The sequence below is a fragment of the Streptomyces sp. NPDC048504 genome (genome assembly GCF_043200035.1).
Taxonomy (GTDB): domain Bacteria; phylum Actinomycetota; class Actinomycetes; order Streptomycetales; family Streptomycetaceae; genus Streptomyces.
The window spans coordinates 170,762-197,537 of record NZ_JBICXA010000024.1 but is presented as its reverse complement, the minus strand read 5'-3'; the positions used below and the strand labels follow the sequence as shown (position 1 = coordinate 197,537).

General features: G+C 71.2%; 24 protein-coding genes and 1 tRNA gene. 17 read left to right on the top strand and 8 right to left on the bottom strand.

Annotated elements, in window-relative coordinates:
- The 3 genes from ACGFY9_RS44310 to ACGFY9_RS44300 all read left to right on the top strand — a co-directional run.
- On the top strand, positions 1 to 471 hold a 471-nt coding region (locus ACGFY9_RS44310; RefSeq protein WP_393764100.1), incomplete at its 5' end, for an ATP-binding cassette domain-containing protein.
- A 1-nt stretch (position 472) separates the two neighbouring features.
- Positions 473 to 1,381: a sugar phosphate isomerase/epimerase family protein gene (locus ACGFY9_RS44305; protein WP_393764098.1), complete on the top strand. Its 909-nt coding sequence runs from the start codon at positions 473 to 475 to the stop codon at positions 1,379 to 1,381.
- A gap of 25 nt (positions 1,382 to 1,406) precedes the next feature.
- The gene (locus tag ACGFY9_RS44300; protein WP_393764114.1) at positions 1,407 to 2,426 is read left to right on the top strand and encodes a Gfo/Idh/MocA family protein; all 1,020 of its coding nucleotides are present in this window, start codon (positions 1,407 to 1,409) and stop codon (positions 2,424 to 2,426) included.
- A 55-nt stretch (positions 2,427 to 2,481) separates the two neighbouring features.
- On the opposite strand, the gene ACGFY9_RS44295 is transcribed toward ACGFY9_RS44300, so the two are convergent.
- The 4 genes from ACGFY9_RS44295 to ACGFY9_RS44280 all read right to left on the bottom strand — a co-directional run bounded on the left by ACGFY9_RS44295 (position 2,482) and on the right by ACGFY9_RS44280 (position 6,526).
- Complete coding sequence (locus ACGFY9_RS44295) at positions 2,482 to 3,495, bottom strand: Gfo/Idh/MocA family protein (RefSeq protein WP_393764096.1); 1,014 nt, start codon at positions 3,493 to 3,495, stop codon at positions 2,482 to 2,484.
- A complete protein-coding gene (locus ACGFY9_RS44290; RefSeq protein WP_393764094.1) occupies positions 3,492 to 4,496 on the bottom strand; it encodes a Gfo/Idh/MocA family oxidoreductase in 1,005 nt (334 codons plus the stop codon). The genes ACGFY9_RS44295 and ACGFY9_RS44290 overlap by 4 nt, the downstream gene beginning before the upstream one ends.
- Positions 4,497 to 4,575: 79 nt before the next feature.
- Positions 4,576 to 5,343 (bottom strand): SDR family oxidoreductase, encoded by a 768-nt coding sequence (locus ACGFY9_RS44285; RefSeq protein WP_393764093.1) that lies wholly within the window; start codon positions 5,341 to 5,343, stop codon positions 4,576 to 4,578.
- Positions 5,344 to 5,350: 7 nt separating this feature from the next.
- Positions 5,351 to 6,526, bottom strand: coding sequence for a phytanoyl-CoA dioxygenase family protein (locus tag ACGFY9_RS44280; protein WP_393764091.1), 1,176 nt, complete (start codon positions 6,524 to 6,526; stop codon positions 5,351 to 5,353).
- Between the two features lie 107 nt (positions 6,527 to 6,633).
- Between ACGFY9_RS44280 and ACGFY9_RS44275 the strand changes: the two genes are divergently transcribed.
- Positions 6,634 to 7,665: a LacI family DNA-binding transcriptional regulator gene (locus tag ACGFY9_RS44275; RefSeq protein WP_393764089.1), complete on the top strand. Its 1,032-nt coding sequence runs from the start codon at positions 6,634 to 6,636 to the stop codon at positions 7,663 to 7,665.
- Between the two features lie 23 nt (positions 7,666 to 7,688).
- Here the strand turns inward: ACGFY9_RS44275 and ACGFY9_RS44270 are convergent, their stop codons facing one another.
- Complete coding sequence (locus ACGFY9_RS44270; RefSeq protein ID WP_393764087.1) at positions 7,689 to 8,033, bottom strand: cupin domain-containing protein; 345 nt, start codon at positions 8,031 to 8,033, stop codon at positions 7,689 to 7,691.
- A 122-nt stretch (positions 8,034 to 8,155) separates the two neighbouring features.
- On the opposite strand from ACGFY9_RS44270, the gene ACGFY9_RS44265 reads away from it, so the two are divergent.
- Positions 8,156 to 8,668: a hypothetical protein gene (locus ACGFY9_RS44265; RefSeq protein WP_393764085.1), complete on the top strand. Its 513-nt coding sequence runs from the start codon at positions 8,156 to 8,158 to the stop codon at positions 8,666 to 8,668.
- Between the two features lie 33 nt (positions 8,669 to 8,701).
- Here the strand turns inward: ACGFY9_RS44265 and ACGFY9_RS44260 are convergent, their stop codons facing one another.
- The gene (locus tag ACGFY9_RS44260) at positions 8,702 to 10,582 is read right to left on the bottom strand and encodes a helix-turn-helix domain-containing protein (RefSeq protein ID WP_393764083.1); all 1,881 of its coding nucleotides are present in this window, start codon (positions 10,580 to 10,582) and stop codon (positions 8,702 to 8,704) included.
- 192 nt (positions 10,583 to 10,774) lie between these two features.
- On the opposite strand from ACGFY9_RS44260, the gene ACGFY9_RS44255 reads away from it, so the two are divergent.
- From ACGFY9_RS44255 to ACGFY9_RS44245, 3 genes are read left to right on the top strand one after another with little or no spacing between them, the layout of a single operon-like run.
- Positions 10,775 to 12,520: an FAD-dependent oxidoreductase gene (locus ACGFY9_RS44255; RefSeq protein WP_393764082.1), complete on the top strand. Its 1,746-nt coding sequence runs from the start codon at positions 10,775 to 10,777 to the stop codon at positions 12,518 to 12,520.
- Positions 12,521 to 12,561: 41 nt separating this feature from the next.
- On the top strand, positions 12,562 to 13,419 hold the full coding sequence (locus ACGFY9_RS44250; RefSeq protein WP_393764080.1) for an intradiol ring-cleavage dioxygenase: 858 nt from the start codon (positions 12,562 to 12,564) through the stop codon (positions 13,417 to 13,419).
- Positions 13,416 to 14,486: a maleylacetate reductase gene (locus ACGFY9_RS44245; RefSeq protein WP_393764078.1), complete on the top strand. Its 1,071-nt coding sequence runs from the start codon at positions 13,416 to 13,418 to the stop codon at positions 14,484 to 14,486. The genes ACGFY9_RS44250 and ACGFY9_RS44245 overlap by 4 nt, the downstream gene beginning before the upstream one ends.
- A 24-nt stretch (positions 14,487 to 14,510) precedes the next feature.
- Here ACGFY9_RS44245 and ACGFY9_RS44240 read toward each other — a convergent pair whose 3' ends face one another.
- Positions 14,511 to 15,089, bottom strand: coding sequence for a TetR/AcrR family transcriptional regulator (locus tag ACGFY9_RS44240; RefSeq protein ID WP_393764076.1), 579 nt, complete (start codon positions 15,087 to 15,089; stop codon positions 14,511 to 14,513).
- Between the two features lie 147 nt (positions 15,090 to 15,236).
- On the opposite strand from ACGFY9_RS44240, the gene ACGFY9_RS44235 reads away from it, so the two are divergent.
- The 4 genes from ACGFY9_RS44235 to ACGFY9_RS44220 all read left to right on the top strand — a co-directional run bounded on the left by ACGFY9_RS44235 (position 15,237) and on the right by ACGFY9_RS44220 (position 18,641).
- Positions 15,237 to 16,697: an MFS transporter gene (locus ACGFY9_RS44235; protein WP_393764074.1), complete on the top strand. Its 1,461-nt coding sequence runs from the start codon at positions 15,237 to 15,239 to the stop codon at positions 16,695 to 16,697.
- Positions 16,698 to 16,723: 26 nt separating this feature from the next.
- Positions 16,724 to 17,482, top strand: coding sequence for an NUDIX domain-containing protein (locus tag ACGFY9_RS44230; protein WP_393764072.1), 759 nt, complete (start codon positions 16,724 to 16,726; stop codon positions 17,480 to 17,482).
- Positions 17,483 to 17,591: 109 nt separating this feature from the next.
- Complete coding sequence (locus tag ACGFY9_RS44225; RefSeq protein ID WP_393764070.1) at positions 17,592 to 18,506, top strand: YceI family protein; 915 nt, start codon at positions 17,592 to 17,594, stop codon at positions 18,504 to 18,506.
- Positions 18,507 to 18,567: 61 nt separating this feature from the next.
- Positions 18,568 to 18,641, top strand: a tRNA-Pro gene (locus ACGFY9_RS44220).
- A gap of 362 nt (positions 18,642 to 19,003) precedes the next feature.
- Here ACGFY9_RS44220 and ACGFY9_RS44215 read toward each other — a convergent pair.
- Positions 19,004 to 19,237: a hypothetical protein gene (locus ACGFY9_RS44215; protein ID WP_393764068.1), complete on the bottom strand. Its 234-nt coding sequence runs from the start codon at positions 19,235 to 19,237 to the stop codon at positions 19,004 to 19,006.
- Between the two features lie 501 nt (positions 19,238 to 19,738).
- On the opposite strand from ACGFY9_RS44215, the gene ACGFY9_RS44210 reads away from it, so the two are divergent.
- From ACGFY9_RS44210 to ACGFY9_RS44190, 5 genes are all read left to right on the top strand, one after another.
- Positions 19,739 to 21,238 (top strand): sugar transferase, encoded by a 1,500-nt coding sequence (locus ACGFY9_RS44210; protein WP_393764112.1) that lies wholly within the window; start codon positions 19,739 to 19,741, stop codon positions 21,236 to 21,238.
- A 70-nt stretch (positions 21,239 to 21,308) separates the two neighbouring features.
- On the top strand, positions 21,309 to 22,625 hold the full coding sequence (locus tag ACGFY9_RS44205; RefSeq protein WP_393764066.1) for a nucleotide sugar dehydrogenase: 1,317 nt from the start codon (positions 21,309 to 21,311) through the stop codon (positions 22,623 to 22,625).
- Positions 22,615 to 23,880 (top strand): glycosyltransferase family 4 protein, encoded by a 1,266-nt coding sequence (locus ACGFY9_RS44200; RefSeq protein WP_393764064.1) that lies wholly within the window; start codon positions 22,615 to 22,617, stop codon positions 23,878 to 23,880. The genes ACGFY9_RS44205 and ACGFY9_RS44200 overlap by 11 nt, the downstream gene beginning before the upstream one ends.
- Complete coding sequence (locus ACGFY9_RS44195; protein ID WP_393764062.1) at positions 23,877 to 25,259, top strand: Wzz/FepE/Etk N-terminal domain-containing protein; 1,383 nt, start codon at positions 23,877 to 23,879, stop codon at positions 25,257 to 25,259. Before ACGFY9_RS44200 ends, ACGFY9_RS44195 begins: the two co-directional genes overlap by 4 nt.
- Positions 25,256 to 26,776, top strand: coding sequence for a Wzz/FepE/Etk N-terminal domain-containing protein (locus ACGFY9_RS44190; protein WP_393764060.1), 1,521 nt, complete (start codon positions 25,256 to 25,258; stop codon positions 26,774 to 26,776). The genes ACGFY9_RS44195 and ACGFY9_RS44190 overlap by 4 nt, the downstream gene beginning before the upstream one ends.

Below are 26,776 nucleotides of genomic sequence, written 5' to 3'. Positions count from 1 at the left end.
GAACTTCGCAACATGGGCATCGTCCTGGACAACCTGGACCAGCCCATCGGCACCCTGTCGGGCGGTCAGCGTCAGTGTGTGGCGATCGCCCGTGCCGTCTACTTCGGGGCCCGTGTCCTGATCCTGGACGAGCCGACCGCCGCGCTGGGTGTCAAGCAGTCCGGCGTGGTGCTGAAGTACGTGGCCGCAGCGCGGGAACGCGGTCTCGGGGTCATCTTCATCACCCACAACCCGCACCACGCCTACATGGTCGGCGACCACTTCAGCGTCCTGCGGCTGGGCACGATGGAACTCTCCGCCGAGCGCAGCGAGATCACGCTGGAAGAGCTCACCAACCACATGGCCGGTGGCACCGAACTCGCCGCGCTCAAGCACGAGTTGTCCCAGGTCCGCGGCGTCGACGTCGAGGAACTCCCCGACGAGAAGTCCCTGAAGGCGCCGGTGGCCGCGTCTCCCGAAGGGACCGCCTGACATGTCGGACCGTCCCTTCCTGGACCGCATCCGGGTCGGCTCTGCCCCCGACTCGTGGGGCGTGTGGTTCCCGGACGACCCCCAACAGGTGCCGTGGCAACGGTTCCTGGACGAGGTCGCGCAGGCCGGTTACCCCTGGATCGAGCTGGGCCCGTACGGCTATCTGCCGACCGACCCGGCCCGGCTCACGGACGAGATCGCCCGGCGTGACCTGAAGGTCTCCGCGGGCACGGTCTTCACCGGCCTGCACCGGGGTCCGTCCGTCTGGGACGCGACATGGGAGCACGTCGGCCAAGTCGCCGCGCTCACCCGGGCGATGGGCGCGCGGCACCTGGTCGTCATCCCCTCCTTCTGGCGGGACGACAAGACCGCCGAGATCCTGGAGCCGCCGGAGCTGTCCGGCGAGCAGTGGGCCCACCTCACCAAGGGCATGGAGCGGCTCGGGCACGAGGTCAAGGAGGCGTACGGGCTCGACATCGTCGTCCACCCGCACGCGGACACCCACCTCGACACCGAGGACCACGTCGAGCGCTTCCTCGACTCGACCGACTCCGAACTGGTCAACCTCTGTCTGGATACCGGGCATTACGCCTACTGCGGCGGCGACAGCGTCAAGCTGATCGAGACGTACGGCGAACGCATCGGCTATCTGCACCTCAAGCAGGTCGACCCGGAGATCCTCGCCGACGTCGTCAGGAACGAGGTGCCGTTCGGACCGGCGGTGGCGCGCGGAGTGATGTGCGAACCGCCGTCCGGCGTACCGGAGTTGGAGCCGGTGCTGATCGCGGCGCAACGCCTGGGCGTGGAGCTGTTCGCGATCGTCGAGCAGGACATGTACCCGTGCGAGCCGGACAAGCCGCTCCCCATCGCGGAGCGCACCCGCAAGTTCCTCCGTTCCTGCGGTGCCTGACGACCCGAAAGGACGGCCGATGGCCATGAACCCGCGCGACCCGCTCGGAGTGGCAGTCGTCGGAACCGGAAAAATGGGCGCCGACCACGTCCGCAGGATCCAGGACGTGGTCAACGGAGCCCGGGTGACCGCCGTAGTGGACATCGACGCGGAGCGCGCCAAACGGATCGCGTCCGGTGTCGACGGCTGCACCGCGTACACCGACCCGGCCGCCGCGATGGCGGCGGCCGACGTCGACGCGGTCCTGGTCGCCTCACCGGGCCCCGCCCACGAGGCGGCCCTCCTCGCCGCCTTCGAGCACGACCTCCCGGTCCTGTGCGAGAAGCCGCTCACGCCGGACGCGGCCTCGGCGCTCCGGGTGATGGAGGCGGAGCGGCGCCTCGGCCACCGCCGGGTGCAGGTCGGCTTCATGCGCCGCTACGACGCCGAGTACATGAAGCTCAAGTCCCTTCTGGAAACAGGCCAGCTGGGCAGACCGCTCATGCTCCACAACCGGCACCGCAACGCCGCCAGCCCGCCCTTCTTCACCAGCTCCATGCTCATCAGCGACTCCGTGGCCCACGAGACGGACGCCACGCGCTGGCTGCTCGGCCACGAGATCACGGCCGTGACGGTGCTGCGCCCGCGCCCCACGGCGAGCGCCCCGGACGGCCTCCAGGACCCGCAGTTCGTCGTCTTCGAGACCGACGGCGGCGCGATCGTCGACGTCGAGATGTTCGTCAACTGCGGCTTCGGCTACCAGGTCCAGGCCGAGGTCGTCTGCGAACGCGGCACCGCCCGCATCGGCGACGGCCACGCCATGGTCACCAACATGGCCGGCCGCTGGGGCGGCACCATCGCCCAGGACTACGTCGAACGCTTCGCCGAAGCCTACGACCGTGAGATCCAGACCTGGGTCGCCGCGACCCGTCGCGGCGAGGTGACCGGGCCGAGCGTGTGGGACGGGTACGCGGCGGCGGCCGTGTGCGAGGCGGGGGTGCGGGCGCTGGAGGACGGCGTGCGCGTGGAGGTCGAGTTGGTGGAGCGGCCCGCGTTGTACCGGTGAGTTCGCGGGGCCGCCGTACCTGTCGCGGAAAAGTGTGACTCTTCGCCGAGAAGTGTCACACTTTTCGCGGTCGGGGTCCCAGCCCCGCCTCCCGATAGCACGCGTCGATCAACGTCATCGTCGCCACGGCGTCGTCCGCTCCCATCGGCAGCGGCGAGCCGCTCCTCAACCGGGCGGCGAACGCCTCCAGTTGATAGGTGTACGACGACCGCCGGCCGAGCCGCTCGGTGCGTTCGCCGTCCGTCGTCCGGATGACGACCCGGTCGTCCAGCTGCGGCAGCACGAAGTTCGGCGCGAACGCCTCACCGCGGCTGCCGACGATCCGGCAGCTCATCACCAGTTCGTCGTACGCCATGTGACAGCGGGCCGAGCCCGTGGCGCCGCTGGGGAAGACGAGGTCGGCGTCCAGCCACTCGTCGACGCCGGGCGCGCCCGCGCGTTCACCGGCGCGGGCCTTCACCAACTGCGGGGCGCCGCCCGCCCAGGGGGCCAGCATCCGCTGGGCGTGCAGGCTGTAGCAGCCCAGGTCCATCACGGCGCCGCCGGCCAGGTCCAGGGACCAGCGCGGGTCGGTGTCCGGCGGGGCCGGGATCGCGACGAGCGTCTCGACGTGCCGGAGTTCGCCGAGTTCACCGGAGGCCAGCAGCTCGTGCAGGCGCCGGGTGACCGGGTGGAAGAGGTAGTGGAAGGCCTCCATGAAGACCGTCCCGGCTTTGGCGGCGGCCTCCCTCACCTCGGCCGCCTCCTCCGCGTTGCTCGCCGACGGCTTCTCCGACAGGACGTGCTTGCCCGCCGTGAGCGCGGCGAGGTTCCACGGTCCGTGCAGGCCGTTGGCCAGCGGGTTGTAGACGACCTCCACCTCCGGGTCGGCGATCAGGTCTGCGTAGGAGTCCGTGACCCGTTCGACGCGGTGCGCGGCGGCGTACGCCTCGGCCCGGGACCGGTCGCGCGCGGCCACCGCGACAACGCGGTGGCCGGTCGTCCGGGCGGGACCGATCAGGGAGTTCTCGGTGATCCGAGCCGCTCCCAGTACTCCGATGCGCAGGGGTTCCCGGCCCGGACCGCTCATGCCTCCCGTACCTCCTGGATGGTGACGGGGCGGTGCTCGTGCAGCGACAGGGTGCAGGCGTCGGCGATCCAGCCCGCCTCCAGGGCGTCCGCGACGGTGCACGGCGAGGTGCGGGTGCCGGCCACGACCTCGGTGAACGCGGTGAGTTCGGTGCGGTAGGCGGCCGTGAAGCGGTCCATGAAGAAGTCGTGCGGGGTGCCCGCCGGGAACGTCACGCCCGGTTCGACCGAGCGTAGCGGCAGCTTGTCCTCCAGGCCCACCGCGATGGAGTCCGTGAAGCCGTGGATCTCCATGCGGACGTCGTAACCCCGGGCGTTGTGGCGGGAGTTGGAGACCACCGCGATGGTGCCGTCGTCGAGGGTGAGGATCGCGCCGGTGGTGTCGGCGTCGCCCGCCTCCTTGATGTACTCGGCACCCCGGTTGCCGCCGACCGCGTACACCTCGGTGACCTCGCGGCCCGTCACCCAGCGGATGATGTCGAAGTCGTGGACCGAACAGTCCCGGAAGATGCCCCCGGACGCGGCGATGTACGCGGCGGGCGGCGGCGCCGGGTCCAGCGTGGTGGAGCGCACGGTGTGCAGCTTGCCCAGCTCGCCGGACTGTACGGCGGCGCGCGCGGCGACGAAGCCGGCGTCGAAGCGGCGGTTGTAGCCGATCTGGATCGGCACATCGCTGCCCTCGACGGCCTTGAGGACCTGGACGCCCTCGGCCATCGTCTTGGCGACGGGCTTCTCGCAGAAGACGGGGATGCCCGCCTCCACGGCGGCCAGGATCAGGCCGGGGTGGGCGTCGGTCGCCGCGGCGATGACGACACCGTCGATCCCGGCGGCCAGCACGGCCTCGGGGGAGTCCGCGACCTCGGCGCCGAACCGCTCGGCGGCCTTCTTCGCGGCCTCCGCGAACGGGTCGGCCACGACGAGGGACTCGACGACGTCGAGTCCGGACAGGGTCTCGGCGTGGAAGGCGCCGATGCGGCCGAGGCCGAGGATTCCGATGCGCATGGGGGCTCTTGCTTTCTTGAGGGGTGCGGGTTTGGTGTGGCAGTTTTCTTGCGGCGGGTCACTTGCCGGACGCGGACGGTCAGTCGAGGGCGCCCAGGACGTTCTGGTCCCAGTCGATCACCGAACCGGTGACCACTCCGGACCGGTCGGACAGCAGGAACACCACGAAGTCGGCGATCTCGTCCGGCTGGCCGAGCTTGCCCATCGGCTGACGGGCGGCGGCCTGCTCGCGCCAGTCGTCGCCCGCGCCGTGGAAGGCGCGCTGGGTGGCGTCCTCGCCCTCGGTGTCGGTCCAGCCGATGTTGACGGTGTTGATCCGGATCCGGTCGAAGCGGTGGGCGTGCGCGGCGTTGCGGGTCAGGCCCGCGAGACCGGCCTTGGCCGTGGAGTACGGGGCGAGGTAGGGCGGTCCGCCGTGGGCGCAGTTGGAGCCGATGTTGACGATCGTGCCCGGCGCTTGGCGGGCGGTCATGTCGGCGACCGCCGCCTGCATGGCGAAGAACGGTGCTTTGAGGTTGATCGCCATGTGCTGGTCGAACAGTTCCGGTGTGGTGTCCAGCAGCGAGCCGCGTGACGTCAGCCCCGCCGCGTTGACGAGGCAGTCGACGCGTCCAAAAGCCTCTACGGTCCGTACGACGCTGTCGCGTGCCTGTGCCGGATCGGAGAGGTCGGCCCGCACGAAGCGGGCGCCGGTGTCCGCGGTGAGCTTCTCGCCCACCTCGGCGCGGCGGCCGGTGAAGACGACCGTCGCGCCCTCGCGCACCGCAGCCCGGACGATCGCGGCGCCGACGCCCTGGCTGCCGCCGTTGACGAGGAGGACCTTGTCGTCGAGGAGTCGAAGCCCCATGATCCCCTCAGCTCTCTCGTCGCTCGGCACCGGCCCGCAGTTCCCCGCGGAGTGCCTGCGGGTCCCAGGCCTCACGCACCGCGCGGCGCACGAGGTCGGCCTGCGAAGGCGGGGCAAGACCCTCGACCGGCGGGTCGTTGTCCAGGTTGGTCGGGAACGGATAGCCCTCGGCACTCGCCGCGACGACCGTGTCCAGCCACTCCTCGCCCACGCCCTCGGCCTTGCGCTGGAGCAGGACCGGGAAGACCGCGTTGCTGACGGCCTCGCGGTCCACCGTCTCCATCGCCCGCCCGAACGCGGACGACACCTGGAGCAGGTTGGCCATCCGCCGCACGTCCGCCGTGCGGTTGGTGCCGGCCGCGTGGAACAGCGCCGGGTTGAAGAACGCGGCATCGCCCTTGGCGAGCGGGAGTTGGATGTAGTGCGACTCGAAGTAGGCCTGGAATTCCGGGAGTCGCCACGCCAGATAGCCGGGCTCGTACTTCTGGGAGTGCGGCAGATACATCGTCGGCCCCGACTCGACCGGCATGTCGCAGTGCGCGACCGCCCCTTGGAGCGTGAGCACGGGGGAGAGACGGTGCACGTGCGCCGGATACCCGGCGGCGACCTCGTTCGTCAGGAACCCGAGGTGGTAGTCGCGGTGCACGGTCTGCGCGGCGCCGCCCGGGTGGACCACGTTGATCTGCGAGGTGACCTGGTAGCCGGGGCCGAGCCACGCGACGGACACCAGGGCCAGGACGTCGTTCGCGTAGTAGTCGGCGAACGCCTCCGGGTCGTAGAGCGCGGCCTTCTCCAGGGCGTTCCACACCCGGGCGTTGGCCCCGGGCTTCGCGAAGTGGTCCCCGGCGCCCGCGCCCGAGGCGCGCTGCTCGGCGATCAGGGCCTCGAACACCTCGGTCGCACGGTCCACCACCGACAGGTCCGGGAAGGCGCCCTGGAGGACCACGATGCCGGGCCCCTCGGCGAACGCCCGCACCAGCTCGGCCTGCACCTCGTGGCACTCGCCGGCCGCCACGGACTTGCGGAGCCGGTCACTGTCGTAGACGAGGACGTTCCGCTCGACCGAGGACGCGTACGGGAAGTCGGCCAGGTCGGTCGGCTGCTCGACGAGCGCGCGGAAGGCGTCGAGGTCGCAGTCCTGCTCGGTGAGCCAGGCGCGGGTTTCTGCTGATGTGAAGGACATCGTCGTCCCCTCGGGTCACGGAGCGGTGCTGTCCTGTCATTCTTGTCAGTACAAACCCTTCGAACAACCAGCAGCAAGCCATCAAAAACCCCTCAAGGAGACGACCGGTGGGACACCCCTTCCCGATCCGGGAAATCGCACGTCAGGCGGGTCTCAGCGAGGCCACGGTGGACAGGGTGCTGAACGGCAGGGGCGGTGTGCGCGAGAGCACCGAGCGTGAGGTGCGCCAGGCCATCGCCGATCTCGACCGGCAGCGCACCCAGGTCAGGCTCGTCGGCCGTACGTTCATGATCGACATCGTGATGCAGACGCCGGAGCGCTTCTCCACCGCCGTACGGAACGCGCTGGAGGCCGAGCTGCCCGACCTGCACCCGGCCGTCGTGCGCTCACGTTTCCACTTCCGGGAGACCGCGCCGGTGAAGGAGCTGGTCGGGACCCTGGACAGGATCGTGCGGCGCGGCTCGCAGGGCGTCATCCTCAAGGCGCCGGACGTCCCCGAGATCACCGCCGCCGTCGGACGGCTCGTCGCCGCTGGGATCCCGGTCGTCACCCTGGTCACCGACCTGCCCGCGAGCGCCCGCCTGGCCTACGTCGGCATCGACAACCGGGCGGCGGGCGCGACGGCCGCCTACCTGATGGGCCAGTGGCTCGGCGACCGCCCCGGCAACGTCCTCACCAGCCTGAGCAGCGGTTTCTTCCGCAACGAGGAAGAGCGAGAGATGGGCTTCCGCAGCACCATGCGCGCCCGCTACCCGGAACGCGCGCTCGTCGAGATCACCGAGGGCCACGGCCTGGACGCCACCCAGTACGAGCTCGTCCGGGCCGCCCTGAAGCGCGACCCGGACATCCGCGCGGTCTACTCGATCGGCGGCGGCAACATCGCGACCCTGCGCGCCTTCGCCGACCTGGGCCGCGAGTGCGCCGTGTTCGTCGCGCACGACCTCGACCACGACAACACCCGGCTGCTGCACGAGCAGCACCTGTCGGCCGTCCTCCACCACGACCTGCGCCAGGACGTCCGCGAGGCCTGCCGCATCGTGATGCGCGCCCACGACGCGCTGCCGCCCGCGGGCCCGACCCTGCCGTCCGCGATCCAGGTCGTCACGCCCTACAACTTGCCTACGACACCGCCGCGTTGACCCCGTTCAGAGGTTGAGCCGGCTCACAGGTTGATCGCGTACGCCTTGCGCAGCGTCTCGTGCACCGTCCACGTCGTACGGTCGCCCTCGCGCAGCACGGCCAGGTCCCCGGGACCGACCGTCAGCGTCTCCCCGCCCTCGACCTCGATGGTCGCCGAGCCGCTGATCACGACGAACAGCTCGTCCGCCTCCGTGTCGGTGACCACACCCGGGGTGATCTGCCAGATCCCTCGGATCTGCTTGCCGTCCTCGGACTCCCACACGACCTTCCCGGTGACCTCGGGCGTACCGGAGACGATCTGCGCCGGATCGAGCGGCTCCGGTTCGAGCTCGGCGTCGGGGACACGGACTACGAAACTGTGCGTCATGCCGCGACCCTAGCCGGGGTGGACCGGTCCAGACGTGGACACTGTGTGGGGTATCGGCCCAGGTGGGAGGACACTTCGTCGCGGAGTGGCGGCCCGGGCGGGGCCGGGTGATCGTGGAGGGCATGGCGCAGACCACGGCAGCCGTCCCCGAGCCGCACTCGCACGCAACCCGGGAGAACATCCTCTTCGGAGGCGTCTACGGCGCCGTCCTCGCCTGCTCGATGGTCGCCGCGCTCACCCAGTACGGCCACACCGACCGGGCCAGCCGCCGCTACGACGCCATGTGGCTGCTGGTGACCGCGGCCGCCTCGGCACTCGCCCACGGGTACGCCCACTACATCGCCGAGCGGGCCCCGCACCGCCGGTGGGACGCCCTGCGCACCCTGCGCGACGAGTGGCCCCTGGTCGCCGCCGCGCTGCCGACCGTGCTGCTGCTGGCCGGGGCGGGCTGGGGTTGGTGGCCCGCGAACGGCGTCGAGTACGCGGCGTTCGTCCTCAACATCGCGCTGCTGTTCTGCCTGGGGCTGGTCACGGCCCGCTGGTCGGCGCGGAGTTGGGTGGCCGCCGTGGCCATCGGGGCGGTGGACGCGTTGCTCGGGGTGGTGGTCGTCGTGGCCAACGCCCTGATCAAATAGGCCCGTTCGGCCTGCTCGCGCGACGGCACCCGCCTACAGGACGTCCCGGTACCCGCGCAGTTTGCGGTACAGCGTCGCCCGGCCGATCCCCAACGCGGCAGCAGCCCGCGCCTTGTTGCCGCCGTGCCGGCGCAACGCGGCCAGGATCGCCGTGCGTTCGGCATGCTCCATCGGGCTGAGCCGCCGGGCCGCGGGACCCTCCCGCACGGGATCGGGCAGCTCGGCCCGTCGCACCGGGCCGGTGACCCGCCGGTGTTCCGCCAACGCCCTGACGACATGGGCGAGTTCGGTGACGTTCCCGGGCCAGGGGTGTTCCTCCAGGGCGCGCAACGCGTCCAGGGTCCAGGTGAGCGGCGGCTGTCCCGGCACCGGACGGGGTGCGAGGACCGGCAGCAACTCCCTTACGTCCTCCGGGCGTTCACGCAACGCGGGCACGGTCACCGACCGGGCCGCCAAGGTGTCCAGCAGTCGCTGGAAGCACGGGCCCGGGGGAGTACCGGGCGTGTAGGTGACCAGCAGATGGACGTCCGGGTGCTCGTCGAGCAGGGAGTTGAGCGCGGCGACGTCCGGCTGGGCCAGCCGTTCCGCGTGCCGCAGCAGGAGTGGGCGGCCGTCGGCCAACTCGCTGTACTTCACGCCCAGTTCGGGCGACTCGGCGGCATCGGCGACCAACGGCACGGTCCCGCCGAGCAGTTCACGGGCCAGCGCGGTCTTGCCGCTCCCGCGCTCACCGGTCAGCAGCAGCGGCTCCGGAACCCGGGCCAGCTCCACCGCCCTGGCGACCGCGTGCCGCCAGGGCACCGAACCACCCGCGAGCGCCAGCGCGGGGCGCGGAACGAGACGCGGCACCGGCACCTCGGCGGCGCGCGCTTCCAGGACGGCGACGATCCCGAGGACGCGCCCCTCATGTCGTACGGGAGTGATCTCGGCGGTGCACCCGGCGTCGGCGGGGAGCGTCACGCCGTAGGACTGCTCCTGCGCTGGACGGCATACGGCGTCGTGGGACCGTTCCAACAATGAGCCACCCCCGGCGTCGGTCGGCCGCTCCCGGCTCGGAGCGCCCCCGGCGTCGTGGGACCGTTCCAACACCTGACCGCACCCGGTGTCCTGAGGCGGCCGTGAGTCGTGGGGCGGCCGTGCGCCGGAGGTGCGCTCGCTCGTGCTGGACCGTTCCAGTGCGGCCAGTACCTGAGGTGTCGCGAGGCGGACGGCGGCCTCGCTGACGAGGCGGTTGCGGCCGTCGAGGGCGACGATCGCGCGGGCCGGACCGTGGGCGACCGCCCGGGCGTAGGCGTCGAGGAGCACCCGTTCGGCGGTGCGGGAGCGGGCGAGCAGTTCTGCTTCGATGGCTGTGGCCGTCGCCTCGGCGAGGGCGGACCCGGGATGCGGGCCGCAGCCGGCGCACAGGGCGGACGCGACGGTCACCGTGCCCAGTGCCTGCCCGGAATCCGGGGAGAGCAGGGGCACGCTGACGGCGGACACGTCCTGCCAGACGTCGAGGAAGTGCTCGGGGCCGTGCACCTCGGCCCGGCACCGGGTGCGCAGGGCGAGGGCCGCGCTGTTGTGGCCAACCGCCCGCTCGGACAGATCGCGGCAGCGGTCGTCGCCGGGGACCTCGCCCGTGGTCCACAGCACCCGCAGACGCTCGTCGGTGAGGAGCAGCGCCGAGTGGCCGAGCGCCGGCGCGATGCGTTCCAGGACGGGCCGCGCCGCCTCCAACAGGGCTGATTCGGCGGGGAGTTCGGGTTCTTGGACCGGTCCGTCGAGGTCGTGCCGTACGCCGAAGAAGCGGGCGCGGCGCCAGGCCGCGAGGACCTCGTCCGGGACGTCGTCGGGCAGCGGGCGGCCGCTCAGGAACCGTTCGCGTGCCTGGCGGAGCGGGGCGAGGGCGGGGGAGTGATCCAGGGTGGTCATGACGCCTCTCACCGTATCGGGCCCGTGGCGGCGGTCGCCGAGGGGCTGTAACTGTCTCGTAATGAGACACCCGAGCAGGTCCGGCCCGCATCATGATCGTGAAGAGTCGGTGCCTTTCTCACCTCTGCCTAACCCTGTCTCAGCCTGCCCCACCTCCGTCGCACCCCTGCCTCACCCCTGGAGCGTCCCGCCGTGCACGTTGTCGAGACCGACGTACTGATCGTGGGCAGCGGCCCGGCCGGGGCCTGTGCCGCGCTGGCGCTGAGCACCTACGGCGTGCCGCACATCGTCGTCACGCGCTACTCGCGCCTGACCAGGACGCCCCGCGCGCACATCACCAACCAGCGCACCATGGAGGTCCTGCGCGACCTCGGCGTCGAGGACGAGGTGCTGGCCAAGGCCACGCCGCAGAACCTGATGGGCAACACCACGTTCTGCACCAGCCTCGCCGGCGAGGAGCTGGGCCGGATCCGCTCCTGGGGCAACGAGCCGCTCGTGCAGGCCGCCCACGACCTGGCCAGCCCGACCCGCATGTGCGACATGCCGCAGCACCTGATGGAGCCGGTCCTGATCGACGCGGCGCTCGCGCGCGGCTCCAACGTCCGCTTCAGCACGGTCTACAAGTCCTTCGTCCAGGACGAGGACGGTGTCACGGTCACCGTCGAGGACCGGCTGCGCGGCGACGAGTACCAGATCCGCGCCAAGTACCTCATCGGCGCCGACGGCGGCCGCTCGCAGGTCGCCGAGGACGCCGGGCTGCCGATGGGCGGCCAGATGGGCGTCGCGGGCAGCATCAACATCGTCTTCGACGCGGACCTGTCGAAGTACACCGCCCACCGGCCCTCCACCCTCTACTGGGTGCTCGCCCCCGGCGCCACCGTCGGCGGCATCGGCGCGGGCCTGGTGCGCTGCGTCAAGCCCTGGAACGAGTGGCTGATCGTGTGGGGCTACGACGTGACGGCCGGCGCCCCCGACCTCACCGAGGAGTACGCCCTGTCCGTCGTACGGCAGTTGGTCGGCGACGACGAGATCCCGGTGACCATCAAGTCGTCCTCCGCGTGGACGGTCAACGAGATGTACGCCGAGACCTACGCCAACGGCCGTGTCCTGTGCGCCGGTGACGCCGTGCACCGCCACCCGCCGTCGAACGGGCTCGGCTCCAACACGTCGATCCAGGACGCCTACAACCTGGCGTGGAAGCTGAAGCTGGTCCTCGACGGCACCGCCACGTCGAAGCTCCTCGACAGCTACGACGCCGAACGCGCCCCGGTCGGCAAGCAGATCGTCACCCGTGCCAACAAGTCCATCGGCGAGACCGCCCCGATCTTCGAGGCGCTGGACGGCCTTTCCCCGCAGACGCCCGAGCAGCTGTGGGCCAACATCGAGGCCCGCAAGGACGCCACGGCGGCCGCGGCCAAGCAGCGGGCCGCGCTGCGCGAGGCGATCGCCTTCAAGGTGTACGAGTTCAACGCGCACGGCGTCGACCTCAACCAGCGCTATTCCGCGGAGAGTTCGACCGCGGTAGTCCCGGACGGCACGCCCGACCCCGGCTTCGAACGCGACCGCGAGCTGTACCACCAGCCCAGCTCCCGCCCCGGCGCCAAGCTCCCGCACGCCTGGATCACCGCCGGCTCCCGCACCGTCTCGACCCTCGACACGGTCGGCAAGGGCCGCTTCACCCTCCTCACCGGCATCGGCGGCGAGGCCTGGGTGCGCGCGGCGCGGGCGCAGCCCCTGGACATCGCCACGGTCGTGATCGGCCCCGGCCAGGAGTACGACGACCCGTACGGCGACTGGGCCCGCCTCAGCGAGGTGTCCGACGGGGGCGCCCTCCTCGTCCGCCCCGACGGCTATGTCGCTTTCCGCCACGCCGACGCGGCCGAGAACGCCGGACAGTTGCTCACGGACGTGTTGCGACGCATCCTCGGGCACGGCTGACATTTCACACAGAGGCAGTTCGCACAGGGTAGGGAGCCGCAATGACCACTGACGTCACCGTCACGGACGAGGCCGTCGCCAGTCTGGAGGGGACGGCCGATCCCCGCCTGCGTGAACTGCTGACCGGCCTGATCCGGCACCTCCACGCGTTCGCGCGGGAGACCCGCCTCACCCAGGCGGAGTGGGAGCGGGCGATCGGCTTCCTGACGGAGACCGGGAAGATGTGCACGGACACCCGGCAGGAGTTCATCCTCCTGTCGGACGTGCTCGGTATGTCGATGCTGGTGGAGACCATCAACGGTGACCGGGCCGCCGGTTCCACCGAGTCGACGGTCCTCGGCCCCTTCCACATGACCGAGTCGCCGGTCCGTGAACTCGGCGCGAACATCGACCTGGTGGGCGGCGGCGAGCCCTGCGTGGTCAGCGGCCGGATCGTCTCCGGCGACGGCACCCCGCTCCCCGGCGCCCTCCTCGACGTGTGGCAGGCCGACGGCAACGGCTTCTACGACGTGCAGCAGCCGGACGTCCAACCCCCGGGCAACGGACGGGGGTTGTTCACCACGGACGCCGAAGGCCGCTTCTGGTTCCGCACCTGCGTTCCGAGCCCGTACCCCATCCCCACGGACGGCCCGGTCGGCGAACTCCTCAAGGCCACCGGCCGCCACCCCTACCGCCCCGCCCACATCCACTTCATCGCCTCGGCCGAGGGCCACTCCCCGGTCACCACCCACATCTTCGTGGCGGGCAGCGACTACTTGGACTCCGACGCCGTCTTCGCCGTCAAACAGAGCCTCGTCGAGGACTTCACCCCGACCGACGACCCGTCCCTGGCAAGGGAGTTCGGCATCGGGAACCCCTTCCGCCAGGCCCGCTTCGACCTCGTCCTGGACCGCGCGTGAAGGATTTCCTGGACTTCGCCTACGACGCCCAGCCCATGCGCGTCGTGTTCCGCCCCGGCGCCGCGCTCACCGCGACCGCCGGAGAGGCCGAACGGCTCGGTCTGCGGCGGGTGTTGGTGCTCTCGGGCGCCCGGGGTGCCGAGACCGCGCGGGCGGTCGCCGACTCGCTGGGGGAGGTGTGCGCCGGGGTGCACGCCGAGGCGAAGATGCACGTCCCGGTCGAAGTCGCCGACCGGGCGGTCGAGTTGGCGCGCACGCTGGGTGCCGACGGCTGCGTCGCGGTCGGCGGCGGCTCGGCGGTCGGCCTCGGCAAGGCGATCGCCCTGCGCACCGGCCTCCCGCTGATCGCCGTGCCCTCCACCTACGCCGGCTCCGAGATGACCCCGGTCTGGGGCCTCACCGAGAACGGCGCCAAACGCACCGGCCGCGACCCCGCCGTCCTGCCCCGCAGCGTCGTCTACGACCCCGAACTCACCCTGGAACTCCCCGTACCGCTCACGGTGACCAGCGGCATCAACGCGATCGCGCACGCCGTGGAAGCCCTGTACGCCCCGGACACCTCGCCCCTGATCGCCCTCATGGCGGAGGAGGGCGTAGGGGCACTGGCGGGCGCACTGCCCCAACTGGCCGCCGAACCGCGGTCGTTGGCGGCTCGGGGCGGTGCCCTGTACGGGGCGTGGCTGTGCGGCTCCTGCCTCGGGGCCACGACCATGGGCCTGCACCACAAGCTGTGCCATGTCCTCGGCGGCACCTTCGGCCTTCCGCACGCGGAGACGCACACGGTGGTGCTGCCGTACGCGCTGGCGTACAACGCGCCCGCCGCACCGCTGACGGCCTCCGTCGTGGCCCGCGCGCTGGACGCCGACGACGCGCCGCGCGCCCTGTGGGACCTGGCGAGGCGGCTCGACGCACCGCGCTCGCTCGCCGAACTCGGCATGAAGGAGGGCGACTTGGCGACGGCGGCCGCACAGGCGGTGAGCCAGGCGTACGCCAACCCCCGGCCCGTCACCGAGGACGGGGTGCTCGCGCTGCTGCGCGCCGCGTACGAGGGAACACCCCCCGTGTAAACGGCGGTTCGGCAGTCCGCGCGGTCAGTGGTTCGTGCGGACGCCGTCCAGCGCGATCGCCAGGACGCGGTCGCGCTGGGTGTCGTCCACGAACTTCGTCCCGGCAACCCCGGCCACCAGGCGCAGCAGATCACCGAAGTCCATGTCCGTGCGGGCCGCGCCCGCCTTCTGCGCGCGCTCGAACAGCGGACCGCCCGCCGAGAACATCGACTCGCGGCAGGTCCCGAAGATCTCCGAGTCGTTGTCCAGCGCCTCGCGCACCGCCTGCTTGGTCACCATGTAGCCCGCGAAACGGTTCAGCCACGAGGCCAGCGCCTCCCACGGCTCCTGGTCGGCGACGGACAGGGCGACCTGGCACAGCGCGTTCACCTCGTCCGCGTAGACGCTCTCGAAGAGGGCCCGGCGGGTCGGGAAGTTGCGGTAGAGAGTGCCGATGCCGACACCCGCACGGCGCGCGATGTCCTCCAGTGACGCCTCCGAACCGTGCTCCGCGAAGGCCTCGCGGGCGGCGGCCAGCAGGGCGTCGTAGTTGCGGGCGGCGTCCTTGCGGTGTGGTCTCTGGGCCGCGACGATCTCGCTGACGGGGAACGGTGGGGCCGTCACGGGTGCCTCCCAGGGGCGGGCTCGGTTGAACCGGAGGTGTGCCTCCGTTATGGTGGAGGGGTACCTCCACTTTAGCAGTGTGGGCGCGTTCCCCCGCAGAGCCATGCGCGGGCGCACCCCCGTTCGCTTGTTCCGGAGAGGCTCTCGATGCCCCGCAAGTCCTCCCGCCTCACCTTCGCGGTCCTCGCGACCGGTGCGGGCGTGTTCTCCATGCTGCAGTCGCTGATCGCGCCGGCCCTGCCGACCGTCCAGCACGCGCTGCACACCTCCCAGTCCACCGCGACCTGGGTGATGACGGCCTATCTGCTGTCCGCCTCGGTCTTCACCCCGATACTCGGCCGCGTCGGCGACCTGGTCGGCAAGAAACGCACCCTCGTCGCCGTCCTCCTGGCGGTGCTGGCCGGCTGTCTGGTCGCCGCGCTCGCCCCCAACATCGGCGTCCTGATCATCGCCCGGGTCGTCCAGGGCGTCGGCGGCGCGCTGTTCCCGCTGTCCTTCGGCATCATCCGGGACGAGTTCGACGCGTCCCAGGTCCCGGGCAGCATCAGCAACTTGTCCGCTGTGATCGCCGCGGGCGGTGGCGTCGGCATGGTGGCCGCCGGTCCCATCGTGACCGCGCTCGACTACCGCTGGCTGTTCTGGTTCCCCGTCGCCATCGTCGCCGTCACCACCCTCATCGCCGTGCGCTACGTCCCCGAGTCGCCCAGCCGGGCCGTCGGACGCGTCAACTGGCTGGGTGCCGTGGTCCTTTCGGGCTGGCTGGTCGCCCTGCTGCTGCCGCTGAGCCAGGCGAGCAGCTGGGGCTGGGGCTCCGTGCGGGTCGTCGGCCTGTTCGCCGCGGCCGTCGTCCTCTTCGCGGCCTGGCTGTTCTCGGAGGCCCGCTCCCGCAGTCCGCTCATCGACCTGAAGGTGATGCGCCTGCCGTCCGTGTGGACCACCAACACCGCCGCGCTGCTGTTCGGCGCGGGCATGTACGCGATCTGGTCCTTCCTGCCCGGCTTCGTCCAGACCCCGTCGTCCGCCGGCTACGGCTTCGGCGCCAGCGTGACCGCGTCCGGACTCCTCATGCTGCCGATGCTGATCGCGATGTTCGTCTCGGGCGTGCTCAGCGGCCGTCTGGAACCGATCGTCGGAGCCAAGACCCTGCTCACCACCGGTGCCGCCCTCGGCGCGGTCGCCTGCGCGATCCTCGCTCTCTGGCACGACCAGCAGTGGCAGATCGCCCTCGTGGCAGGCATCTTCGGCCTCGGCATCGGACTCGCCTTCGCCTCCATGGCCAACCTCATCGTCGGCAGCGTCCCGCCCGAGCAGACCGGCGCCGCGACCGGCATGAACGCCAACATCCGCACCATCGGCGGCTCGATCGGCGCCGCGGTCACCAGCGTCCTGGTCACCGGCCACCTGCAGGCCTCGGGCCTGCCCTACGACTCCGGGTACACCCACGGGTTCACGCTGCTGGCGGTGCTGCTCCTCGGCGCCGCGCTGGCCGCGCTCCTGGTGCCGCGACGGTCCGGCCGTAGCGGAGGAAGGACCGTCAGCGCCTCCGAGTCTGCGCTCCTGAAGGCGGAGGAGGAAGCGTCGGTGATGGCTCCCGGCGCCCTGAACTGACCCGGCCGGTGTGCCAGCATGAACCGATGATCGAAGAGAGCGCGCGGCGCTTCCGTGCCGAACTCCTGGACGTCCACCGGCTCCGGTTCGTCGAGACCGCCGCTCCTCGGCTCACGCCCGAGGAGCGGCTGGCCATGAACGAGGTGTGGGACGCGAAGGTACGGGACAACCCGAGCTACTTCGACGGGCCGGTCCTGGTGTGCGCGGGCACCCGGCGGGAGGGGCCGGACGAGCTGACCGTCTCCTGGGTCCGGACGACGTACCGGCACTTCGCCCTGCGGCGCGTCCCGTTCTCGACCTCGTGGCTGCCGTCGTTCTTCGTCTCCGTCCTCCAACCGGCCGACGACGGACGCCTGTTGGTGGGCCGGATGTCGAACTCCACGGCGGCGCCGGGCCGTTGGCAACTGCCGGGAGGCTCGCTCGAACCCCCCGAGGGCGACGAGCCGCTCGACATGGCGGCCCTGCACCGGCACGCCGCACGGGAGTTGAGCGAGGAGGCCGGCATCGACGCCTCGCCCGACGACCTCACCTTCTGGAACGTCATCCGCGCCGGAAACGGCGGCATCGGTGTTCTGTTCCGCGCACCGTCCCTCCCGGCGGAGCGGCTGTACGAGCGGTTCGAGGCGGTGGTGGCGGCGGAGCGGGCGCAGGGCCGCGACCCGGAACTGGACCGCATCGCCCTGATCCACTCGACCGCCCAACTCCCGCTCCTGGCGGGCCCGCACGCGGACTACCTGGAGCCGATCGTCCGCCGTTACGAGGCATCGGCGGCGGAACGGGCGTAACGGGTGTCTCGATATGAGACACCCGTTTCACCGCCGGAGCGCCAAGGATCGGGAGCGTGTCGTCTGGCGCCGTATGCCTGTACGACTGCTGTGAAGAAAGGTGATCACCATGGCCCTCGCACTGCTCCGGCGCTGGCGGCCCCAAGGCGCCTCCGCCACGGCGGCGGGCCTCTCGCTCCCCCTTCCGCCCGGCGCGGGCGGCTTCGGCCGTGAGATCGTCGACCCGATGGGCGTGCCCATGGCCTCCGCCGACGTGACGGTGACGGCTCTCGACTCGCACCGCGTCACGGCCTCCGGTACGACCGACCCGTACGGCTTCTTCCTCGCGGCCCTGCCGCCCGGCCGCTACAGCCTCCTCGTCTCGGCCCAGGGACTCCAGCCGCACCAGGAGGCGGTCGAGATCGTCGCCGGAACCGCCGGGCCCACGGAACGGGTCTGGCTCCAGCCCGGCCGTGCCCAGGAACTCCCGCCGCCCGGCACCTGGCTCTTCGACCCGCCGCACACCGCGATCCGCTTCATCGCCAAGCACGTCGGCATGGCCCATGTGCACGGCCGGTTCGAGCGGTTCCAGGGCGGTATCCAGATCGCCCGGGAGATGACCGACTCCCAGGTCCACGTCCGCATCGACGCGTCCAGCATCACCACCGGCAACACCACGCGGGACAACCACCTGCGCTCCGGCGACTTCCTCGACGTGGAGCGCTACCCGTACATCGACTTCGCCAGCACCCGGTTCGCCTACCGCGGCGGCAGCAAATGGACGCTGCAGGGTTCGCTGACGATGCACGGCGTGAGCCGCTCGGTGAACCTGGACACCACCTACCTGGGCACGGTCAACGGCGGCTACGCCGAGGAACTCCGCTGTGCCGCCCTGGCCACGGCCGAGCTGCACCGCGAGGACTACACCCTGAACTGGCGCAGCATGCTGGCCCGGGGCATCGCCGTCGTAGGCCCCACCGTCCAGCTGGAGTTGGACATCCAGGCGATGTACCGCACCCACGACACCCCGACGCCGCCGAAGTGACCTGTCACATGCGGTAGGGTTTTACCTGCGTGTTCACCCGGCCGACCGGGTGTGGCGCGAGCGGGACGTGGCGCAGCTTGGTAGCGCACTTGACTGGGGGTCAAGGGGTCGCAGGTTCAAATCCTGTCGTCCCGACTCTATGGAGTCGTGGGTGAGGGGCGGTTCCGGAGGAATCCGGGACCGCCCCTTCATCATTCTTGGAGACCGCTGGGGAACAGCGGTCCATGACCGGTAAATCCCCAATGCCGTTTCACGCAGACGAGTTCTCCGCCGAGCGGACACCTATGGCGGGCTGCGTGCGGCGGTCGTCCGCCCGGACCGCGGCGGGATCGACGCGAAGGCCGGCGACCGGCCACCGGATCCGCCACGGCGTTCGCGCGTGGCGATCTGATCGGCCTCGCGGCACGACCGCGCGCATACCCTGCCTCCGAGGTGGGGTCGGACGGCTCGCGAGGAGTGCGCCACACAGGCATGCGGGTTGGCCGATTGGGCACCCGTCACGGCCGGGGCCGGTTTGCGTGGGCTTCGGCGGCGTGCTGGTCGGCGCGCACGATCTCGGGGTCGACGGCGACGACCCGGTCGAGGCCGTCCTCGGCGTCTGCCTGCGCGAACGGAGCGGTGAGGTCCTGTTCCCGGGTGTCGTCGATCAGTGCCGGGACGCCTCGGGTCGCCGGTGCCGTCGGCTCGGAGAACTCCCGCCGTCCCAGAGCGCACCGCACGTTTTCCGTCACCAAGGCACCCGTAGGCGGTCGCCGATCTGTGGACCCGCCTGCAAATCTTGAGCACAAAGTCCACACAGACCTCTCTCCAGGCGGCCCCAGATGGTCTAGATTGACCGTGCTTTCGCATGGTTGGGACACCAGGCGACAAAAGATGATCTATAAGTCTTGCGTTGTGGACGGCCAGTAGCCGCGTCTCTCGCGCCGGACGTGGGGGTGATCAATTCTTGGAGCTCAAGCGGGACTTGGTGCGCGGGGAGCACCCGAAGTCCCGACAGGTTTCCGGATACGTCGAGAGCCTGGCAGGACCTGAGAGTCCACTGCTGCCAGGGTTGTGCACATAGCTCTGGGACAGCCGGGACGCCATACGCCGGGGGCGGTGGCCTTCTGAGGGGGAACAGCGCGGTGGGGGCCTCCCGAGGGGAGGCACAGTGCGGGGGGCGGGGACCCTCCGCAGGGGGCGAAACAGTGTGAGGCAGCGACGCCGAAACACTGGGGACCTTGGGGGGTTCTGTGCGGCAGGGGGGAATACTCGGCCCTTTTCCGTCGGCGCGCGAGCGTCTGGCGAACGGGGCGATCAGCCAGCCCGCGACCGATTGGGAACAGCGGTACCGCCGTACCGTGATCATCAGCGACACCGTGGCCACCGCCTTCGTGGTGGCGTCGATCGGCGACTTCTTCGGAGCCCGGGACGCGGCCAACTGGCATGAGAAGTGGGGGATTCTCGCCTTCGGCACCCAGCTGCTGGTGCTGGGGGCGCTCGCGGTGAGCCGGTCGTGGGCTCCGGCCGTGCTCGGCCAGGGTGCCGAGGAATTCCGTCGGCTCGGACGCTCGCTGTTCACGGCGACCGTCGTGCTGGCGCTCGGCGGGATCGCCCTGACCTCGCGCAACATCAAGCTCTGGATCTTCGTCGCGATCCCGGCGATCGCGCTCGTCACGATGACCGAGCGGTATGTGCTCCGTCTCTGGCTGCACAAACAGCGCAACGAAGGACGCTGCCTGAGACCGGTGCTCGCCGCCGGGAGCCCGGCAACCGTGCGCGACCTGATCAACCGCACCCGCAAATTCCCGCACCTCGGCTGGCGGGTGGAGGCCGTGTGCACGACGGACGGCCGTGGGATCGACGGCGAGCAAGGCGGGCTCGACGGTGACCAGTTGGACGGAGTGCCGGTCATCGGCCTGCTGGAGGACGTCGCCAAGCACGTCCGCCACGACGGCTACCGCGTCGTCGCGGTCACACCCGACCCGCACTGGTCACCGGACCGACTGCAACGGCTCGCCTGGAACCTCGAAGGCAGCGACGCCGAGATGATCGTGGCCCCCGTGCTGATGGAGGTGGCCGGCCCACGGCTGCACGTCGACGCGGTGCTCGGGATACCGCTGCTACGGGTCAGCATGCCGACCTTCACCGGCGGCCGCCGGGCGATCAAGGGGGTCGTCGACCGGCTGGGCGCCGCGATCCTGCTGCTCGTGTTCGCGCCGTTGATGATCCTCGTCGCGCTGTTCGTGCTGATGGACAGCCGGGGCGGGGTGTTCTACCGCCAGCGCCGGGTCGGCAAGGACGGCCACGAGTTCACCATGCTCAAGTTCCGCAGCATGGTCGCCGACGCACACCGGGCACGCGCGGAGCTGGCCGACCGCAACGAGGGCGCGGGCCTGCTGTTCAAGCTCCGCCGGGATCCACGGGTGACCCGGGTGGGAGCGGTGCTGCGCCGGTACTCGCTCGACGAGCTCCCACAGCTCTTCAACGTGCTCACCGGATCGATGTCACTCGTCGGACCGCGGCCTCCGCTACCGGAGGAGTCCGCCGCGTACGGCCCGGACATCCGAAGACGGCTGCTGGTCAAGCCCGGGCTCACCGGCCTGTGGCAGATCAGCGGGCGCAGCGATCTGTCGTGGGAGGAGGCGGTCCGCCTCGACCTGCGGTACGTGGAGGACTGGTCCCTCGCCCTGGACACGGTGATCTTGTGGAAGACGCTGCGTGCGGTGCTCTACGGGCAAGGGGCCTACTGATGCGCGGGGGTCGTCCGACCGACGCGCGGACCGCAGGCCGCAAGGGCCTGACTGGGGGGAGAGACGGGGCATGAGAGTCAGCGTTTTCGGGCTCGGCTACGTGGGCTGTGTGTCGGCCGCGTGCCTGGCCAGCATGGGGCACGAGGTCATCGGGGTGGACGTGAACCAGGTGAAGGTCGACCTGGTCAACGACGGCAAGGCCCCGGTCGTCGAGGAGCGGATCGGCGAGCTCATCGCCGAGGTCGTGCGGACCGGAGCGCTCCGCGCCACCGGTGACGTCCGCGAGGCGATCATGAACAGCGAGATATCGCTGGTCTGCGTGGGCACCCCGTCGGAGCCCAACGGCAGCCTGTGCACCACGTATTTGGAGCGGGTCACCGAACAGATCGGCGCCGCGCTCGCCGAGCGGGGCGGGCGGCAGACCGTCGTGTTCCGCAGCACCATGCTCCCGGGCACCTGCCTGAACCTGCTGGTGCCGATCCTGGAGAAGAACGTCGGCGGCACGGCCGGGGTGGACTTCGGAGTCGCGGTCAACCCGGAGTTCCTGCGCGAGGGCACCAGCGTGCAGGACTTCTTCGACCCGCCGAAGACCGTCATCGGCGAGCTCGACCCGGCCAGCGGCGACGCGGTGGCGGCGCTCTACGACGGCCTGTCCGGCGAGGTGTTCCGGGTGCCGGTCCCGACCGCCGAGGCGATCAAGTACGCGGACAACGCGTTCCACGGCCTCAAGATCGGCTTCGCCAACGAGCTGGGCTCGGTGTGCCAGGCGCTCGGGGTGGACTCGCACCAGGTGATGGACGTGTTCCTTGCCGACCGCAAGCTGAACATCAGCCCCGCCTACCTGCGGCCCGGCTTCGCCTTCGGCGGTTCCTGCCTGCCCAAGGACCTGCGCAGCCTGGTCCACGCGGCGCAGCGGGCCGACGTCTCCGTACCCATCCTCTCCCACGTGCTGGCCTCCAACTCCGACCATCTGCAGCGCGCGGTGGACCTGGTCGAGCGCACCGGCAAGCGCCGGGTGGGCCTGTTCGGACTGTCCTTCAAACCCGGCACCGACGACCTCCGGGAGAGCCCGCTCGTCGAGCTGGCGGAAAGGCTCTTCGGCAAGGGCTACGACCTCAAGATCTACGACGCCAACGTGAGCCTCTCCCGGCTGCTCGGCGCGAACCGCGAGTACATCGAGAGCCGGCTGCCGCATCTCGCGCAACTGCTCGCCGACTCCGTCGACGAGGTGCTGGAGCACGCCGAGGTGTGCCTGGTGGGGACCAAAGATCCGGCCGTGCTGGCGGCGCTGCCCCATGCGGGCGGACCGATGATCGTCGATCTCATCCATCTTCCCGACGCCGACGCGCGCCGGAACGAACCGGGGTACATGGGCCTTGCCTGGTAACGCAATCAGCCGCGACGGCTCGAACCGACGCGCGCTGATCCTGGTGGAGAACCTGTCGGTGCCGTTCGACCGGCGGGTGTGGCAGGAGTGCACCACGCTGCGCGACGCGGGCTGGGAGGTGCACGTCATCTGCCCCCAAGGCGAGAAGCGGGACACGGAACCGGAGGCGGTGATCGACGGGGTGCGGATCCACCGCTACCCGTTGCGCGCGGCCACCGGAGGACCGGCCGGCTACCTGCGGGAGTACGGATCGGCGCTGTGGCACACGGTCCGGCTGGCCCGCAAGGTCGGCCCGGTCGACGTGGTCCACGCCTGCAACCCGCCCGACCTGCTGTTCCTGCCGGCGCTGTGGCTGAAGCGGCGTGGCGCGCGGTTCGTCTTCGACCAGCACGACCTGGTGCCCGAGCTGTACCTCTCCCGGTTCGACCGCGGCGAGGACCTGCTCTACCGCGCCGTGTGCGCGCTGGAGCGGCGGACCTACCGGGCCGCGGACATCGTGCTCGCCACGAACGAGAGCTACAAGGACGTCGCGCTGCGCCGCGGCGGCAAGCGGCCGGAGGACGTCTTCGTGGTGCGCAGCGCGCCCGCGACCGACCGGTTCCAACCGGTGCCGCCGGAGCCCGAGTTGAAGCGCGGCAAGCCCCATCTGCTGTGCTACCTCGGCGTCATGGGCCCCCAGGACGGCGTCGACTACGCCCTGCGGGCCCTGGCGAAACTGCGCGACGAACTCGGGCGGACCGACTGGCACGCGGTCTTCGTCGGCGCCGGCGACGCCTTCGACGCGATGGTGGAACTGTCCCGGCGGCTCGGTCTCGCCGAGCAGGTGCAGTTCACCGGGCGCATCCCGGACGCCGACCTGGTGCGCTACCTGTGCACCGCGGACGTGTGTCTTTCCCCCGACCCGTGCAATCCGCTCAACGACGTGTCGACCATGAACAAGGTCCTGGAGTACATGGCGATGGGACGGCCGATCGTCTCGTTCGACCTCCGGGAGGCGCGCGTCTCCGCCGGTGACGCCGCCGTCTACGCGCCCGAGGACGACGAGGCCCAGTTCGCCAAGCTCATCGCGCTGCTCCTCGACGATCCGCAGAAGCGGGCCCGGATGGGCACGATCGGCCAGGAGCGGATCAGCGGGCCGCTGTCCTGGGAGAACTCGCAAGCGTCACTGCTCGCCGCCTATGCCGCCGCCTGCCGGGACCAAGCCCCGGTGTCCGCGGGTGGGCCGGTCCGTACGGGGAAGAGGCCGCACCATTGAATGAGGACACGATCCGTCTGGTCACGATCGGACGGATTCTCCGTCGGCGGTGGCGGCTCCTCGCCGCCCTCGCCGTAGCGGGCGCGCTCTTCGGCTACGGCACCTCGGTGCTGCTGTTGCCGCCGCGGTACACGGCGGCGGCATCCGTCCTGCTGCCGGGCCAGTGGGACGAGCGCGAACTGCTGACCCAGGTGGACATCGCGACCAGTTCCGAGGTGGCCGACCGCGCGGCCGCCACGCTCGGCTGGAAGGGCGTCAGCGGCGCCGACCTGCAGGACCAGGTCAGCGCCAAGGCCGACGACGGGAACATCATCAAGATCTCCGGCACGGCCGACACCCCGGAGCGCGCGCAGCGGCTCTCCGACCAGATGGCCCAGCAGTTCGTCACCTTCGCCGTGCGCGTCGCGGGCGGCAGCATCGACCCCGCGGCGGCCACGGAGACGGAGGCGCTGCGGAAGCAGGTGGCGGACACCAACCGCCGCATCACCGACCTGGCCGCTGCGGCCGATCCGGGGCAGACCGTGGAGAGCGTGCAGGCCCGCACCGAGCTGGAAGGGCTGCGCACCGCGCTGCAGGATGCCATGAAGAAGCTCGAAGAGGCCGCCCCGTCGGCAACCGGCAAGGCCAACATGGTCGTCATGGGGCCGGCGCCCCGGCCGACCGGCGCGGCGGCGCCGACGAGAACGCAACTGACCGTCGGCGGGGCGCTGTTGTTCCTCCTGCTCGCGGTCATCGGCCATCTCGCCGCGGCACGGGTGAGCCGCCGGCCGCGCACCGAGGCGGAGATCGCCGCGGCGCTGGGCGCGCCGCTCCTCGGCACCGTCGACGTGCCCGGTGAACGGAGCGGGCACGAGCCGGAGAGCCGTGGCCCGAGATCCCGGATCCGCCGGCTGCTCGGCATCGACACCCGGTGGGACGTACCGATCCCGCAGAGGTCCGGCGACGAGGCCGACAGGCGGATCCGCTACCGGCGGGTGTCCGCTCGCGTGAGGGACCAACTGCCCGCCCCCCGGCGGCTGCTGGTCGTCGTACCGGAAGGCGACGAGGTCGCCCGCCGGGCCGCGGGGCAGCTCGTCGCCGAGGCCACGGGCGATCCGCTGCTGCGGGTGGTGGAGGTGACGGTGGAGCGGCCGGTCGTGCCGGACCGCGACCGTGACACGGAGTCCGGTGCCCTGGTCGTCCTCGGCGCGGGCAGCCGGACCGCGGAGGAACTCGCGGACATCGCCGAGGCGTGCGCGGACGGCGGTCACGAGGTCGTCGGCGTCGTCGTCGCCGGCACGGTACGCACCACCCGTCCGGCGCGGACCACCGGCCGTCCGGCGGACGAGGCCACGTTGACGTTCGCGGTGCACGGCCACACGACGGGAGGTTCGGCGTGATGACGAGCACGACTTCGGAGTCCTCGGCGACCACTCCGCTCCTCGACGTGCAGGCGCTGGTGGTCGCGGTCCGCAGACGCCGCCGGCTCTGGTCCGCGATGGCCCTGCTCGGACTGCTGATCGGCGCGGCCGTGGCGGTCCTGCTGCCGCCGGCACCGGCCGCGGTGACCAAGGTGCTGGTCGCGCACCAGGAGGACCAGCCGAACGACACCGGAACGCTGATCCGCACCGACGCCCAGCTGCTGGCGACCTCACGGATCGCCGGCCAGGCCCTGAAGATCCTCAAGTCCCCGGAAAAACCGGAGGACTTCATGAAGGACTACCGGGGCACCGGACTCACCAACAACGTCCTCGAGATCGATGTGACCGGCAAGACCGACGCGGAAGCGGTGGCCCGGGCCAAGGCACTGGCCGAGGCGTTCGTCGCGGACCACGCCCAGCGCATCCAGGCCATCGCCGACGCCAACGCCCAGGGCCTGCTCGACCAGCGTGCCCGGATACAGGCGGAGCTCGCCGACGTAAACAAGACGATCGCCGGCCGGACGCCCGACACCGACCCGAAGGACTCGGCGAACCTCGAATCGCTCTTCGCCCGGCGGGCCGAACTCACCTCACAGATCTCCGACTTCGGCCAGCGTGCCGAGGAGGCACGCGTCGGCGCTCCCCAGCTCGTCGCCGGCACGCAGATCGTGGACGCACCGCGCGCGGTACGGCACTCCCTGCCCAAGGCCGCCGTCACCAACGCCGTGATCGGACTCGTCCTCGGGCTCTTCCTCGGGCTCGCGCTGGCCGCGGTGGGCGTGGTGGTGGCGGACCGCCCCGTGCTGCGCCGGGACATCGCGGCGAACCTCGGCGCCTCGGTCATCGCCGAACTGCCCCGCCGTTCCGGCAGGCTGTGGCAGCGGCGGCGGACCCGGGTGGCACGCGAACGGCTCACCACGACACTGGCCCGCACCGCGCGCGGCTCGGCGGAGCCGCTGTCGCTGCTGGAACTCGGCTGCGCGCGCAGCACGGCCGTGATCGCCCTCGGTCTCGCCCGGGCGTTGGGGGAGGACGGGCCAGTGACCGTCGTCGACGGTCTCCCCGGCACGCAGCTCTCGGGCCGCCGCCCGAAACCGGGAGACCCCACCGTGGTCGGCGCCGAAGGTGCCGCGGCCATGTCGCCTCAGGAGCTGCGGATCGGCGTCGGCTCGGTGGCACCCGGCACGGCGTGGACCGACCTCCAGCACCTCGGCTCCCGGACCGTGCTCGTCGTGCGTGCCGGGCACGGCAGCGCCGCATGGCTGCACACCGTGGCGCGGCAGCTCGCGGACCAGCGCATCCCGGTGATCGGTGTGGTGCTGATCGACCCCGATCCGCGCGACCGGACCGACGGCACGCTGTGGGACGGGCTGGCCAACGCGCTGCGCGGCCGGAGCGAGCGGCCGACCTGGCAGAACACGACAGGCCGACGGCTCACGGAACGGCAGCCGATGCGGGCCGCACGGGTCCCGGACAACGACCAGGAGGTGCGGTAG